This window comes from Arcticibacter eurypsychrophilus (assembly GCF_001730525.1).
Classification (GTDB): Bacteria; Bacteroidota; Bacteroidia; order Sphingobacteriales; family Sphingobacteriaceae; genus Arcticibacter; species Arcticibacter eurypsychrophilus.
Genome location: NZ_MDFN01000004.1, coordinates 66,887 through 80,230, shown reverse-complemented (window position 1 = coordinate 80,230; position 13,344 = coordinate 66,887). Strand labels below are relative to the sequence as shown.

The window sequence follows — 13,344 nt, the reverse complement described above, 5'->3', positions numbered from 1 at the left end:
CTATGAAGAAAATTATAAAATTTGTCATCACTGATATATTGCGCAACAGGACAATGATGGTTTATACTTTGTTTCTATTGGCCTCTTCATTTAGTGTATTTAGTTTGGAAGATAGCAACAGCAAAGGATTACTCAGTTTGTTAAATATTATCCTGATCGTGGTTCCCTTGGTGAGCATTGTATTTTCCAGTATTTATGTATACAACAGTGCTGAGTTTATTGAACTGCTGGTCAGTCAGCCTTTAAAACGTAAATCTATTTGGCTCAGTATCTTTGGTGGATTGGCTGCATCGCTTTCTATTGCTTTTTTTATTGGAGCAGGGATTCCAGTTTTAATTTACCAGGCGAATATGATAGGCTTAACGATGATTTTAGTGGGGATCATGCTAAGCATCATCTTTGTGGCCATAGCGATGCTGGCCGCAGTGAAAACAAGTGATAAAGCGAAAGGTATAGGAGCAGTAATTATGCTATGGCTTTATTTCTCTTTGTTGTTTGACGGGTTGGTATTATTCCTTTTGTTTCAGTTCGCCGATTATCCAATTGAAAAGCCGATGATCGGAATAAGTGCGCTTAACCCAATAGATCTCAGCAGGATAATGATTCTACTTCAATTAGATATATCTGCGATGATGGGCTATACAGGAGCAATATTTAAAGATTTTTTTGGCACTTACACTGGAATATCATTTTCTATCATCGTATTACTTTTATGGATAGTTTTGCCCGTTTGGTACTCTACCCATAAATTCAATACTAAAGATTTATAAATATGAAAAGACATCCATCACTTGCGCACCTGTCACGGGAACATCATGGTGCATTAATACTTTCTAAATTATTGCAGAAAGACGCTCCGGCATATAAAGGACTTCCAACGGGTCTGGATGAGAAAGCTGTTTATGCTTTAAACTTTTATAAGGAAGATTTGGTAGAACATTTTGCAGAAGAAGAGAAGATCCTTAAAATGGTTATTGGGATTCAACCAGCACTTGATGTAATGATAGAAACTATTTTCAGCGAGCATCAGGAGCTTCATTCGCTATTTAAGCTAATAAATAATAATCCAGACTTAGCTGCTCATCTAAATGAAACAGGAAAGAAACTAGAGGAGCATGTACGTAAAGAAGAGCGTGAATTATTTCCAATGATTCAGGAAACCTGTACTGAAGAGATGATGATTGCCATTGATAAATCTTTAGCGAATAAGTGATGAAAGATATTGAAAACAGGTCCGATATTCAATTGCTTGTGGATCAGTTCTATATCAAAGTGATGGATGACAAACAGCTCGGATATATTTTTAAAGAATTAGCTAAAGTAAATTTGGTCACGCATTTGCCTATTCTGTACGATTTTTGGGAAAATGCTATTTTATTTACAGGAAATTATGAGGGTAATCCAATGGAATTACATAAACATCTGCATCATATTATGCCGTTAAATGAGACTCATTTTAACGTTTGGAATAAATTATTCATTTGCACGATAGATGAATTGTTTAAAGGACCAAAAGCTAATCTGGCTAAAGAACGGGGAATTAGTATCTCAAATACCATTAAAGAAAAATTAAATATTCAGGAATCTAATAAAAAATAACCTTTTAATCATCCTCCTGAACCACATCCCCTCTATTTTTAATACAGCCGTAAAACATCATAGCAATACCAACGAATAAAATAATTGCGGCAGTAAAAAGCATCAAATCAATATAGGGAATAATAGTATAATTCAGGGCTGTTATCCCCTGCATCATTAAAAGTAATTCGTTGATTATGATTCCGGCAACAAAAACCCATACGCCTGTTATAAATTTCTTTGTAACAGGGACGAGTTTAAAGGACAGTATATAACCTACTATAAAAATACTTATTACTGCTAATAAAACTAAATGCAGGTAACCAATAATAATTGGTCTGAAGCTATAAGATAATTGACTCAAGGCCGGGTGAACTGATGCAGATTGTAACAGGAGTTTAATTGACAATGCGATTGCAGAAAGCAGTAATAGTGCCTTTCCAGATTTAGAGAACTCCTGACGTATAAATGCCCTATTATTTGAGATCAATTTCAGCATGAGTCCCCACCCAACTAACTGTGCAATAGCTGCCACTAAAGTGATATAAGTAATGCCTGGAATTTTGATCCACATAATCGATAAAAAGTAGGCCGGCATACAGGCAAAACAAAACAGTATAAAGATGAGGCGTAACGTTTTAGTTGCTGTCTTAATTTGTTCCAATCGGGAAACAAGGAGCCCCATACCAGCAAAGAAGAACCAGCCATTGTATTGAAAATGAAGAAAGAAGTAAATAGAGGATAAATGTCCATTTTGGTTAATTATAGCATTTGCCATCATGAAAGCCAGACAAAAAACGCCAACAGACGAAATTACGCTAAACAACAATGCGGCTTTAAACCAGAGATGGCTTACATTTTTTTGATTCAGATGGTTTAAATCTTTCCAATAATAAATGGCAAAGAAGTATGATACTACAATAGAAAGGCTGGAAAAAGTAATAGAATATATACCATAACCTTGGAGCATAAAACTAATCATCATTCCATAGGCCGTAATCAGGTTAGCATATAGTAGCCAATGGTATCTTTTTACTATCTGGGGCCCGTGGTTTAAGCTAAGGTAATGGATCATTAAAACCATCAGTGTTTGTGTAATCCAACCTGAGAAAGCAAAATGAGAATGGCTGTGCAAAGCAAATTTCTGTTCTACAAATGGTAGATAGAAAGCAATTTTATACCTTAAAATAATGCCCAGACTGGCAACAAGGAGTAAATTAAAGAACGAAATAGTAAGCCACTTAGGGGTAAAATCAGACATGTATAGTGTTGTTTAGTTGGAATTTCTTTGAATATTAATCCATTTTATTAATGTTTAAAGGCCCAAGAAAGCTTGTAAATGCCTAAATGACATTATAGACAAATATAGCAACAATAAAAAGCAGGAGTTGATAAGCAAACGATATTTATATCCGGCATTGCATAGGATTTGAGAAGTTCAGGCGTCTAATGGTTAAAGAACATGTTCAATCTTAGTTCTTGTGTTCTCTAATCCTTGAAATAGAATGAAAAATTTAAAACCTGGAAATTATGTAATATGGGTTCTGGCACTACTGGTCATTCCGCTTTCTCTCTTATCGGTTGGAGGGGGAAAAGGACATCATGATATGTCTCCTGCCATGATTTATTTGAATATGGTTATCGCCCTGTTGGCCTATTCTACATTTACTCTTTCTTTCGTGTTGTGTGCTCGAATTAAATGGCTGGAGCATTATTTTGGCGGACTGGATAAGATGTATCAAATGCATCACAAGATGGCTTTAGTAGCCTTTATATTATTGCTGTCGCATCCATTTTTACTAGCGATCAGATGGATCCCTAATAATTTTGTTAGATTTCTTTTATCCATTTTTCCTTTACATCGTCGGCTGGAGGTAAATTTGGGAAGTTATGCATTATGGGGAATCATCCTGCTCATGCTTTTTACGCTTGTAATTAAGCTGCCTTACAGAACCTGGAAGATAAGTCATAAGTTTATGGGCTTATTTCTGATCGTTGCCCTCTTACATACCTTTATTTTGATATCTTTTTCTGACAATCCATTACTATGGATATATTTATGCTTTATTTCCGGTCTTGGAGTGGGTGCATTTCTTTACCAGACGGTATTTTTCGGAATATTTAATAGCGGTTATTCCTATAAAGTAGATGCTATTGAAAGGGTTAATGAAAGAATTATGACCATAGAATTCAGTCCGGTAGGTAAGAAATTACATTTTAGCTCGGGTCAGTTCTGTTTTTTCAATTTCTGTTATCCCGGTATTTCAAAAGAATCCCATCCCTATACCCTATTTCCCACAGGAAATGGTAACTCAGTACAAATTATGGTAAAAGCCTTGGGTGATTATACAAATGTATTACATCGCACGCTTAAACTTGGGGCAAAGGTATTGCTTCGTGGTCCCTATGGCTCTTTTGATTTTAGAGAAGGGAAAAAGGATCAGGTATGGATTGCTGGAGGGGTTGGCATTGCTCCATTTATCAGTTGGATAAAAGATTTACAGCAACGGCCTTTTCCCGATTTGAATGCTGAATTGTACTATTGCGTTCATCAGGGAGATGATGCTATTTATACGAATGAGATGAAATCTTTTGAGGAGGACTTCAAAGGTTTTCATTTAAATTTAATTTGTACAGCAGTAGATGGTAAATTGAAGATTAAAGACATTCCTGATTTGGAAAATAAGGACATTTTCCTTTGTGGCCCTCAAACAATGACTAGGTCTTTTATAAAAAACTTCAAAGAAATGGGAATTTCTCCGCACTTGGTTCATTATGAAAATTTTGATTTTAGATAGCTCTTATATAACGCATGAGTGATCTAGATCTGATTAAGAGAATCAAGAAAGGCGATGTGAGTTGTTATGGGGAATTGGTAAATAAATATCAGCAAATGATCTTTCGGGTTTGCATAGGTTTTGTACACCAAAAGGATGATGCGGATGACCTGAGTCAGGATGTATTTATCAAGGTTTTCTTAGCGCTTCCTAAGTTTAATGAGAAGGCTGGCTTTTCTACCTGGTTATACCGGATCGCCATTAATGCCTGTCTCAACTTTAAGCGAAAAGCTTGCAAAGATGTTTTTTTAGTGCATTACGGTGAACTGGAGGAAATATCGCTGCAAACAGACAGGCTCTTTAATGAGCAGGATACAGGTGCCGAGCAGTTATTAATTGAAAAAGAAAATGCAGATTACGTGCATCAGGCAATAAGAGGACTTCCCGAAAAGCAACGTATTGCCTTTGTATTGTGTAAATATGAAGAACTCTCCCAAAAAGAGATTGCTGAGATCATGAAGTTGTCCATTGGTGCTGTAGAGCAATTATTGCAACGAGCAAAAGGTAACCTGCAGAAACAACTTCTGGTATATTACAAGACAAATTATTGCCAGACATAGGAAATTGATTTTATAATTTAATGAGTGGACAGATGAGATTAAATGAGTCTAAAAGTATAAAAGAACTGCAGGAGATAATGGACAGGGTAATTGAACTGGACAAAAAAACCCCTTTCAACTCCTTTATGGCGGAGAAAGTCATGCTCCGAATACAAGGTCAACCAATGATCATTGTTCCTCTATATCAAAAGGTCTTTCAAATTGCAGCATTTGCGGCTTGTATACTCCTGGCAGTCTCTTTGGGGATCTTCCTAGGTGATGAATATAGCAATGACACAATTTACACCCATCAGTATGAGATTTCGGCTGATGATTCACAGATCGAGCGACTGGATGTTCTAACCGTTCAATAAATAACCTAAAAATGCGTATAGAAGATAAAAATAAATTTTTAACATGGTCTGTGGTGGTACTGGCTCTATTGAATCTGTCTACCATCGGAACTATCGTATATCATATCATAACAGAAAAAAATGAGATGAGTAAATCATCTGAGCGTTATGCTTCGCCTTTGAAGGGTCAGGATTTCATGGAAACACTAGACTTTACTCATGAACAAAAAGAGCAGTTTCATTTGATGAACGACTCGTTCAGAGCATCAGTAAAGGATATCAATGAAAAGCTGGACCTACATAAAAATAGCTTATTTGCCGAACTGCGAAAGACAAATACCGATACTGTTGCTTGCAATCGTATATCTGATGAAATAGGAGTTTTGCATAAAGTGCTTAAGGTAAAAACGTACCGGTTTTATCTTCATGTTAAGGGAATATGCAGGCCTGACCAACAGGAAAAGCTTAACGCTGTGTTTGCTCCAATTTTTAATTTTGATGAGCGCCAGGAGTCCAGACATGGGAAAAAAGGCCATCATGAAGGAAGAAGAAATCACTAATTGATCGCCGCTTCGCTAGGCTACGTAACATAAGTTACTTAGGAAGACCATTAATCCTGCTATTTTTGTTTAAAACAAGACTATGGTGGAAATAACGGGCTATGCAGCTTCAATTTTAATAGGCCTTTCATTGGGATTAATTGGTGGTGGTGGTTCCATCCTCACTGTCCCAATATTGGTTTACTTCTTTTATGTTGACCCTGTCCTTGCCTCCACGTATTCCCTGTTTGTTGTCGGCATTACCAGTTCAGTAGGTGCATTTAGCCATTACCAGAAAGGTAATGTTAATTTTAAATTAGCCTTTCTCTTCGGAATTCCTTCTCTTGTTTCTGTTTTTACAATGCGTAAATGGATCATGCCTATGATTCCCTTTGACTTATTTACAATCGGTAGTTTTGAGCTTACCAAGCCTACCTTGCTCATGCTTACTTTTGCAGCTTTAATGATTGTTGCTGCATTTTCGATGATCAGGAATACGAATAGAAAGTTAGTAGCTTATAACCCTGTTAACTATATAAAATTGGTAGTGCAAAGCATTGTGGTAGGGATAATTACAGGGTTTGTAGGTGTGGGCGGAGGCTTTTTAATTATACCTTCACTGGTGATTTTCGCTAAACTACCAATGAAGATGGCAGTTGGAACTTCTTTGATGATCATGACTCTGAGTTCACTTCTTGGTGTTTTAGGTGATGTAAGTCGCCATGAACCAATTGATTATATGTTTCTCTCCTCTTTTTCTGCTTTTGCTATTATAGGGATACTTGTTGGCAGCTATTTGACCAGGTATATTCAGGAGAATAAATTAAGACCTGCATTCGGATGGTTTGTACTGGTTATGGGTATTTTTGTTCTCATCACTACACTGAAATTATAAGTATTCGGTAAAAATAATGCTTATAAACACTGTTATGTAACATAAGTTACTAATTGATATAAAACATGTTACGAACTTTGACTATCAAATAAATACAGCTATGAAAATTGAACAATTTGAAGATAAAGAACTTTCCCATTATTCGTATGCTATATTAAGCGAATGTGAACAGGAAATAGTTTTAATAGATCCTTCCAGAGATGTAGCTTCCTATTTGGATTATGCAGAAAAAAATGAAGCTAAAATTATAGGTGTAATTGAAACACATCCCCATGCTGATTTCATTAGTGGACATCTGGAACTACACGAAAATCAGGGAGCTTCAATCTATTGCTCTAAACTAGTTGCTGCTAATTATCCACACCTTCCTTTTGATGATGGTGATTTTCTAGTGTTTGGGAAAATTAAACTAAAAGCGATAAATACACCTGGTCATTCACCGGATAGTATCAGTATTGTTCTGGAACATAATGGTGTAGATAAAGCGGTTTTTACGGGTGATACTTTGTTCATTGGGGATTGTGGCAGGCCTGACCTTCGGGAAAGTGCGGGTAACATTACCATGAAAAGAGTTGAACTGGCCCGACTGATGTATCACTCATTACGTGAAAAACTTATGGTACTGGCTGATGATGTATTGATATACCCGGCTCATGGCGCCGGATCCCTATGTGGAAAAGCGCTAAGTGAGGCAAATCACAGCACTATAGGTGTTGAAAAAATAAGCAACTGGTCACTGCAACTTATGTCTGAAGATCAGTTTAGTCATCTTTTGATGGAAGATCAGCCATTTGTGCCCAAATACTTTCCTTATGATGTAGAACTGAATAGAAATGGCGCTCCTTCGTTCGCTTTGTCCATTAAGGAGGTTAATATTATTTATGAAAAGGTGGATCCATTGATTTTAGATTCTGAAATCGTGGTTATCGATACACGTCCTGCTGATCAATTTAAGAAGGGACATTTACCTATGTCGATCAACCTGATGGCAAATGGAAAATTTGAAACCTGGTTGGGTTCTCTAGTATCTCCAGAGGAGTATTTTTATCTGGTGGCAGACAGTCAGGTGTCATTGAACAAATTAATAGAACGCACAGCGAAAATTGGGTATGAGTCTTTTATTAAGGGAGCTTTTCTTATAGAAAATGGTTCTATTAGAATGGAAGAAATAGATCTGGCTCTGTTTAACAATAGGAGAAATGCATATTCTATTGTTGATGTACGCAGTCGTACTGAAGCTCAAGAGCAACCTGTTTTCGATCATGCAATCAATATCCCTTTACCTGAATTGCGGGAAAGACTTATCGAAATCCCCACAGGTAAACCTATAGTAGTGCACTGTGCTGGAGGATATAGAAGTGCTGCTGCAAGTAGTATCATTGCTGAAAGGGCCTCTGATAAGGTCTTTGATCTGGGTGATCAGATTAAGAATTTTATAGAGGAAAAACAAAGTCAATTGTAACAAATGTTACCGGGGTTACATTCAACACTGGGTATCTTTAAGTAATAACCGAATTGGGTTACACCAGAGATATGAATGGGCTAGCGTTTAACCAAAAGGTTCCTTCGGTAAGAATTGACAATAATAAATAGGATAAAATAATTATGAGCTCAAACATGAAGCAAACCATTTTAACCAACTGGACATTTAGTAGAGGATTTCGTTTGATAATAGGAATCGGGATTATTGTTCAAGCTATCCTCTCAAGAGACGTGGCATTTAGTTTAGTAGGACTTTTGTTTACTGGAATGGCTGTGTTCAATTTAGGTTGTTGTGGCTCAGGTGGGTGTGCAGTAAAGACCAAAAATGTTACTCCATCAAAAAAAGACCCAACTTATGATGAAGTGGTTTAATACCAATACAGGTAAATATTAACAATAGAGAACAAAATGATGAATTTATTTAAACAGATATTTGGTGGCGATGCTACTGTTGATTTAGAGAATATTATTAATGAGGGAGCCTTTTTAGTTGATGTAAGGTCTCCGGGAGAATTTGCCTCTGGCCATGTGAAAGGCTCTGTAAATATACCTTTAGATAAGGTAAACGCACAACTCTCTAAATTTCAAAATAAGAAGAATATTGTTGTCTTTTGCCAGAGCGGAGGCAGAAGCAGTCAGGCTAAATCTATATTGGAACAAAGCGGACTTACGAATGTGGTTAACGGAGGTACTTGGAATAAGGTTAATCAGTTTGTAAAGTAAATTTTCTTCAGCTGAAGCAAGATTACAGCATGGATTAAACCTTAATTAAGAAACAGCATATCATGTCCACAATCAAAACACAGGAAAAACAATTTTCAAGCCTTCAAAAAAGAAAATGGTTTACTTTTTCAAATATTAGCACGGTTATATTATTTGTTTTTGTAATTACTCTATTCATAAGTCCCAATGTGAAGGGATGGGTAATTCAAGGTTTAATGAAGGTGGGATTATTCCAACCGAATATACCTACTAATCCAACAGCAAATCATAATGTTGCAGTCGTTCAACAAGCCGCTTCTCCGGAAGTACTATTTACTGACGAAAAGGGTAATAGGATCCGGCTCTCAGAACAAAGAGGGAAAGTTGTATTTATTAATTTCTGGGCCACCTGGTGCCCTCCTTGTATTGCTGAAATGCCTGGCATCAATAACTTATATGAAAAATACAAGGACAATAAAAAAGTATTGTTCCTTTTGGTAGATGTAGACAGTAAGATGAAAAAGTCTGCTGCATTTATGAAAAGAAAGGAGTTTAATCTACCTGTTTATATACCAGCGAGTGAAATGCCCTCTGAATATTTTTCAGGGTCTATGCCAACGACGGTAATTTTAGATAAATCGGGAAATATTGCCTTTCATCATGTTGGAGGTGCAGATTATAGTAATCCGAAAGTAGCTGAATTTATCAATAAGCTGATTCAATAAATTAGTTAAAAAAGGGGTTTATCTAAGCAGTAATAGTCTGATTAATAACCATGCCGCATATTATGCAGGCAAAGGTTAGCAACATGTTACAGATGAAGTATAAACCGGTCAAAATAGATGTTATTTTGACCGGTTTGTATTAGAAATGACCTCTTATAAGTGGTTTTATGTTCGACTTATAATATGCATCCAGCGTTTGATGAATCTCCGTGGATAAAGGATTAAAAGAAGAAGCTGCCATATTATTTTTTACTTGCTGAACACTCGAAGCTCCTGGAATAACTGCAGTAATTTCGGGGTGGTCTATGATCCAACGGATCGCCCATTGCGCAGTATGCTGATCAGGGAAAATGCCTGAAATATGTTTTGCCAGTTCAACACCTTTCTTAAATTCAATTCCAGAAAATGTTTCTCCCGCATTGAAGGATGCCCCATCTGCATTATAATTACGATGATCAGTAGGTAGAAAATGAGTGTCCTTTGTATATTTTCCACTTAGAAGTCCACTAGCAAGTGGTACTCTTGCTATAATAGCGATCCCTTTTTGTTTAGCCTCAACAAAGAAATCTTCAGCGTAATGCTGGCGAAATAGATTGAATATGATTTGTATGGAGGCAATTCCATCTTGTTGTAAGCATAAATGTGCCTCTTCAGCTGTTTCTACACTTGCACCCCAATTCGTGATTAGGTTGTCCTGCTGAAGTCGTCTTAAGTTATCAAATACGTGACCAGCTTCCAGTTCTGAAGTAGGTATACAATGTAATTGTTCCAGAAACAATGTGTCAAGTTGAAGATGGCTTAGTGAATCTTCAACCTGCTTCCGCATGTTATCATAAGTGAAATTTTGGGGCCATCCATTTCCATTATCTCCTCTCCTGCCTAATTTGCTTGAGACAAAGAATTTTGTATTTGTTGATTTTAGAAATTTGCCAATCACCTTTTCACTGACACCCATACCGTATACATCTGCTGTATCAATAAAATTACCACCAGATTCTTCAAATTGCTGAAGTATTTGGAGTGCATGATCTTCATTAACCGCCCCCCAGTCTGCACTTCCAAGTTGCCAAGTACCAAGCCCAATTTCTGAGATTTGCACCTCTTTAAACTTTCTATATTTCATATTTATAATTTTACTGGGTCTAACCCTAAATCAACTAGGTATTCTTTCAATTATACCTAATTGATTTGCAAAAGTATAATTATAAGGAAGTTCTTTACATAATTACATATACTTCATTGCTACGTAGCCGAGCAATCTTCTCCACAAGGCAATTTGACCGATACAATTGGCCTCTCTATAAGTAGTGAAAGCAATTAAATCGAAGTTGGTCATAGTTTGTCCTGGCATCATCTCAAAAGAACTGTCGAGCTTTTCGTCGTCAGCACTCACAAGTTCCTCCTTGAGAATCGGTGATATAAACTTCCAGTCCTTTTTAAAATTATCAAGTGGAGGATAAGCAATGCTTTCCTGAATACCCTTATGATCTTTAAAAAGTTCATTTGCTTTCTGCTTGTGATCTGCACCCAATAGTTTAGCCAATTCAAATCTTTCTTGTACAAGGCTACCTGTGAGCCAGGCAATATGATTGGCTTTCGTATCCAGTCTTCTATGTGCATCAATATCTGAAATTCCTTCAAGCGCGCTTTCAAAAAAAGCAGTGTGCATGTCATAAAGCACAAGGAGAGAAGACAATCTGCTGCTTACTGTTTGTAACTCCATTTTTATTTGTTTTAAGATTATTAATAAATTTTTAAGTTGTTTCCAGGATGGATAGGATATTTCCTGCCGGATCTTTAAACCAAGCGATGTTAGGTCCATCCCCACGGGCAATACCCTTATCATCAGTCTTTAAATCTGGTTCGTTATACTTTTCAAATGTAACACCTCTTTCAGACAATTCTTTTACAGCCGTATCAATTTGATCAACGGGGAAATTAAGTACTGTGAATGTTGCAGGAGTATGATTGGGTTTATGATAGGCCAGTATCTTATATCCTGATACAAGTTCCAATTCAAGAAAGCCCATCTCATTTTCAACCACTTCTAATTCAAGAACTTCAGAATAGAACTTTTTAGCTGCCTGTAGGTCGTCGATGGAGAAACTGCTGAATATTTTTGTTTGTTTAAACATATTTAATGATTTAGTTAAGATAAATAATAGTTAAGTTTCAGATTGGAATATAACAAATATACAATTGGAATTTTCAATCTGGAAGGGTTGATCAGGACGATAAAGGGGTAATTTGCGACAATTAGTTAGGCGATGAGAATTTTTTAACACAACAGCTGCTATTAGCTATTGAGGTAAAAATGTAAGATGTCTAATTGACAATCAATCAGTCATTATCCTAAGAATTTGATATCAGCAGTATCAGGAAAGTTCAGTTCTCTCCTAATAATAATCATTGAATGATTAAAATCAGCATACTAATATGGCTGTGAAACCCATATATCCAAGGTGTATAACAGCTAACATTATTCTCTATAGCCCTATTTGTTAAGGTCTTCAATCAGGCCCGTTTAGCCTTTCCTTTTTAACATAAAATTAAAAATCTATTCATTTCCATGTGGTTATTAGTAGTACAACAAATTATCATGAATAGTTGTAAAGAAAAAACTCAAAGATTGCTTCAGGAACTTGCTTGATTGAACATCCTGTAGCTGTTTACATAAACCATCTAAATATTCATTTGCCTCATAGAAACTTTATTCAAAATACTAAAAAATTGGAGGCCAAAATAATTGAATGTACAAATACCCATTTTTATCAAATAAAGGAAGATATCCTCATTGAGATGTAATGTTCGCCAAAAACTACTCATTTAAGCTAAAGAAAATTTAATAGCCCAGATTAACAACAGCTATTTCAGGCCATCTTCCTGCCATAATCTTGCTCCCCCTTTGATCCCATCTTTGTTGGTAATAATCTTTATATTCTCATCCAGTTTAAAATTAAGTTTATCTGCATTTCCTCCGCCTATATAAAGACGATCATAATTAAACACTCTTTTTAAAACTTTCAAAACCCTTTCCATCCGCTTGTTCCATCTTATTAAACCTTTATCTTTTAAAACCTCATCACCTATGTAAGTATCATAAGTTTTGTTTTTTGTAAAAGGATGCTGTGCAATTTCAAGATGAGGGAGTAAATGTCCGTTTAACAACAGAGCCGATCCGAAACCTGTACCGAGTGTAATTATCATTTCCAGACCTTTTCCGCTTACAACACCTAAGCCTTGCATATCTGAATCGTTTACCAACCGTACCGGTTTATTTAAAGAGTCGCTAATCAGCTTCCTAAAATCTACATCTTTCCAGAAATTAGTATCCAGATTAGGAGCGGTAAAAATAACACCGTCTTTTACATATCCTGGAAACCCGACAGATACCATATCATAAGAAATAAAACCCTTCAGCAGTATATTAATTGCTTCCAATAATTTTTCAGGAGTTGCAGGGTCAGGAGTCTTAACCTTTTTATACTCCTGTAATAGTTCCCCATTTTGATCTAAAACCGTTGCTTTTACGTTAGTCCCGCCAATATCTATAGATAGTATTTTCATTTCTTGAGAAGTATTTTCCATGTTCTGCAATATAAACAATGTGTGCTCTTCAAACTCAGGATACCCAAAATAGTTTAAAAAGAAATAAAATGAAATTCTCATCCACATCTCATATTCCTGCGAATAC

Annotated in this window: 17 protein-coding genes; 12 read left to right on the top strand and 5 right to left on the bottom strand. The window is 36.2% G+C overall.

Going from position 1 to position 13,344, the window contains the following annotated elements; genetic code table 11:
• Positions 1 to 2 precede the first annotated feature (2 nt).
• From BFL47_RS03555 to BFL47_RS03545, 3 genes are read left to right on the top strand one after another with little or no spacing between them, the layout of a single operon-like run.
• The gene (locus BFL47_RS03555) at positions 3 to 770 is read left to right on the top strand and encodes an ABC transporter permease subunit (protein ID WP_069658427.1); all 768 of its coding nucleotides are present in this window, start codon (positions 3 to 5) and stop codon (positions 768 to 770) included.
• A 2-nt stretch (positions 771 to 772) separates the two neighbouring features.
• Positions 773 to 1,213 carry a hemerythrin domain-containing protein gene (locus BFL47_RS03550; protein ID WP_069658426.1) on the top strand — a complete coding sequence of 147 codons (441 nt, stop codon included), beginning with the start codon at positions 773 to 775 and terminating at the stop codon, positions 1,211 to 1,213.
• Entirely contained in the window at positions 1,213 to 1,599 is a 387-nt protein-coding gene (locus BFL47_RS03545) for a group III truncated hemoglobin (protein ID WP_069658425.1), read from the top strand. The genes BFL47_RS03550 and BFL47_RS03545 overlap by 1 nt, the downstream gene beginning before the upstream one ends.
• Before the next feature lie 4 nt (positions 1,600 to 1,603).
• On the opposite strand, the gene BFL47_RS03540 is transcribed toward BFL47_RS03545, so the two are convergent.
• The gene (locus tag BFL47_RS03540; RefSeq protein WP_069658424.1) at positions 1,604 to 2,839 is read right to left on the bottom strand and encodes a hypothetical protein; all 1,236 of its coding nucleotides are present in this window, start codon (positions 2,837 to 2,839) and stop codon (positions 1,604 to 1,606) included.
• 244 nt (positions 2,840 to 3,083) lie between these two features.
• On the opposite strand from BFL47_RS03540, the gene BFL47_RS03535 reads away from it, so the two are divergent.
• The 9 genes from BFL47_RS03535 (at position 3,084) to BFL47_RS03495 (ending at position 9,650) form a co-directional block, all read left to right on the top strand.
• Complete coding sequence (locus BFL47_RS03535) at positions 3,084 to 4,376, top strand: ferredoxin reductase family protein (RefSeq protein WP_069658423.1); 1,293 nt, start codon at positions 3,084 to 3,086, stop codon at positions 4,374 to 4,376.
• A gap of 14 nt (positions 4,377 to 4,390) precedes the next feature.
• On the top strand, positions 4,391 to 4,975 hold the full coding sequence (locus BFL47_RS03530) for an RNA polymerase sigma factor (RefSeq protein ID WP_069658422.1): 585 nt from the start codon (positions 4,391 to 4,393) through the stop codon (positions 4,973 to 4,975).
• Positions 4,976 to 5,007: 32 nt separating this feature from the next.
• Positions 5,008 to 5,328, top strand: coding sequence for a hypothetical protein (locus BFL47_RS03525; protein WP_139125751.1), 321 nt, complete (start codon positions 5,008 to 5,010; stop codon positions 5,326 to 5,328).
• 11 nt (positions 5,329 to 5,339) lie between these two features.
• The gene (locus BFL47_RS03520; protein WP_069658420.1) at positions 5,340 to 5,867 is read left to right on the top strand and encodes a hypothetical protein; all 528 of its coding nucleotides are present in this window, start codon (positions 5,340 to 5,342) and stop codon (positions 5,865 to 5,867) included.
• An 82-nt stretch (positions 5,868 to 5,949) separates the two neighbouring features.
• Complete coding sequence (locus BFL47_RS03515; protein WP_245681292.1) at positions 5,950 to 6,741, top strand: sulfite exporter TauE/SafE family protein; 792 nt, start codon at positions 5,950 to 5,952, stop codon at positions 6,739 to 6,741.
• A gap of 100 nt (positions 6,742 to 6,841) precedes the next feature.
• Entirely contained in the window at positions 6,842 to 8,203 is a 1,362-nt protein-coding gene (locus tag BFL47_RS03510; RefSeq protein ID WP_069658419.1) for an MBL fold metallo-hydrolase, read from the top strand.
• A gap of 143 nt (positions 8,204 to 8,346) precedes the next feature.
• Entirely contained in the window at positions 8,347 to 8,595 is a 249-nt protein-coding gene (locus BFL47_RS03505; protein ID WP_245681291.1) for a hypothetical protein, read from the top strand.
• A gap of 36 nt (positions 8,596 to 8,631) precedes the next feature.
• Positions 8,632 to 8,946, top strand: a complete 315-nt coding sequence (locus BFL47_RS03500) for a rhodanese-like domain-containing protein (RefSeq protein ID WP_069658418.1) — start codon at positions 8,632 to 8,634, stop codon at positions 8,944 to 8,946.
• A gap of 62 nt (positions 8,947 to 9,008) precedes the next feature.
• Positions 9,009 to 9,650, top strand: coding sequence for a TlpA family protein disulfide reductase (locus BFL47_RS03495; protein ID WP_083256976.1), 642 nt, complete (start codon positions 9,009 to 9,011; stop codon positions 9,648 to 9,650).
• Between the two features lie 139 nt (positions 9,651 to 9,789).
• Here BFL47_RS03495 and BFL47_RS03490 read toward each other — a convergent pair whose 3' ends face one another.
• From BFL47_RS03490 to BFL47_RS03475, 4 genes are all read right to left on the bottom strand, one after another.
• Positions 9,790 to 10,773, bottom strand: a complete 984-nt coding sequence (locus BFL47_RS03490; RefSeq protein ID WP_069658417.1) for an aldo/keto reductase — start codon at positions 10,771 to 10,773, stop codon at positions 9,790 to 9,792.
• A 102-nt stretch (positions 10,774 to 10,875) separates the two neighbouring features.
• The gene (locus BFL47_RS03485) at positions 10,876 to 11,373 is read right to left on the bottom strand and encodes a hypothetical protein (protein WP_069658416.1); all 498 of its coding nucleotides are present in this window, start codon (positions 11,371 to 11,373) and stop codon (positions 10,876 to 10,878) included.
• 31 nt (positions 11,374 to 11,404) lie between these two features.
• The gene (locus tag BFL47_RS03480; RefSeq protein ID WP_069658415.1) at positions 11,405 to 11,785 is read right to left on the bottom strand and encodes a VOC family protein; all 381 of its coding nucleotides are present in this window, start codon (positions 11,783 to 11,785) and stop codon (positions 11,405 to 11,407) included.
• Between the two features lie 730 nt (positions 11,786 to 12,515).
• Positions 12,516 to 13,238: an ROK family protein gene (locus BFL47_RS03475; RefSeq protein ID WP_069658495.1), complete on the bottom strand. Its 723-nt coding sequence runs from the start codon at positions 13,236 to 13,238 to the stop codon at positions 12,516 to 12,518.
• Between the last annotated feature and the right edge of the window lie 106 nt (positions 13,239 to 13,344).

Bases quoted from the DNA above. Each gene is read 5' to 3' on its own strand.
- BFL47_RS03545 (WP_069658425.1), top strand. From the start codon at position 1,213: ATGAAAGATATTGAAAACAGGTCCGATATTCAATTGCTTGTGGATCAG.
- BFL47_RS03520 (WP_069658420.1), top strand. From the start codon at position 5,340: ATGCGTATAGAAGATAAAAATAAATTTTTAACATGGTCTGTGGTGGTA.
- BFL47_RS03475 (WP_069658495.1), bottom strand. From the start codon at position 13,238: ATGGAAAATACTTCTCAAGAAATGAAAATACTATCTATAGATATTGGC.
- BFL47_RS03515 (WP_245681292.1), top strand. From the start codon at position 5,950: ATGGTGGAAATAACGGGCTATGCAGCTTCAATTTTAATAGGCCTTTCA.
- BFL47_RS03505 (WP_245681291.1), top strand. From the start codon at position 8,347: ATGAGCTCAAACATGAAGCAAACCATTTTAACCAACTGGACATTTAGT.
- BFL47_RS03485 (WP_069658416.1), bottom strand. From the start codon at position 11,373: ATGGAGTTACAAACAGTAAGCAGCAGATTGTCTTCTCTCCTTGTGCTT.
- BFL47_RS03550 (WP_069658426.1), top strand. From the start codon at position 773: ATGAAAAGACATCCATCACTTGCGCACCTGTCACGGGAACATCATGGT.
- BFL47_RS03490 (WP_069658417.1), bottom strand. From the start codon at position 10,773: ATGAAATATAGAAAGTTTAAAGAGGTGCAAATCTCAGAAATTGGGCTT.
- BFL47_RS03535 (WP_069658423.1), top strand. From the start codon at position 3,084: ATGAAAAATTTAAAACCTGGAAATTATGTAATATGGGTTCTGGCACTA.
- BFL47_RS03495 (WP_083256976.1), top strand. From the start codon at position 9,009: ATGTCCACAATCAAAACACAGGAAAAACAATTTTCAAGCCTTCAAAAA.
- BFL47_RS03555 (WP_069658427.1), top strand. From the start codon at position 3: ATGAAGAAAATTATAAAATTTGTCATCACTGATATATTGCGCAACAGG.
- BFL47_RS03525 (WP_139125751.1), top strand. From the start codon at position 5,008: ATGAGATTAAATGAGTCTAAAAGTATAAAAGAACTGCAGGAGATAATG.
- BFL47_RS03500 (WP_069658418.1), top strand. From the start codon at position 8,632: ATGATGAATTTATTTAAACAGATATTTGGTGGCGATGCTACTGTTGAT.
- BFL47_RS03510 (WP_069658419.1), top strand. From the start codon at position 6,842: ATGAAAATTGAACAATTTGAAGATAAAGAACTTTCCCATTATTCGTAT.
- BFL47_RS03530 (WP_069658422.1), top strand. From the start codon at position 4,391: ATGAGTGATCTAGATCTGATTAAGAGAATCAAGAAAGGCGATGTGAGT.
- BFL47_RS03540 (WP_069658424.1), bottom strand. From the start codon at position 2,839: ATGTCTGATTTTACCCCTAAGTGGCTTACTATTTCGTTCTTTAATTTA.
- BFL47_RS03480 (WP_069658415.1), bottom strand. From the start codon at position 11,785: ATGTTTAAACAAACAAAAATATTCAGCAGTTTCTCCATCGACGACCTA.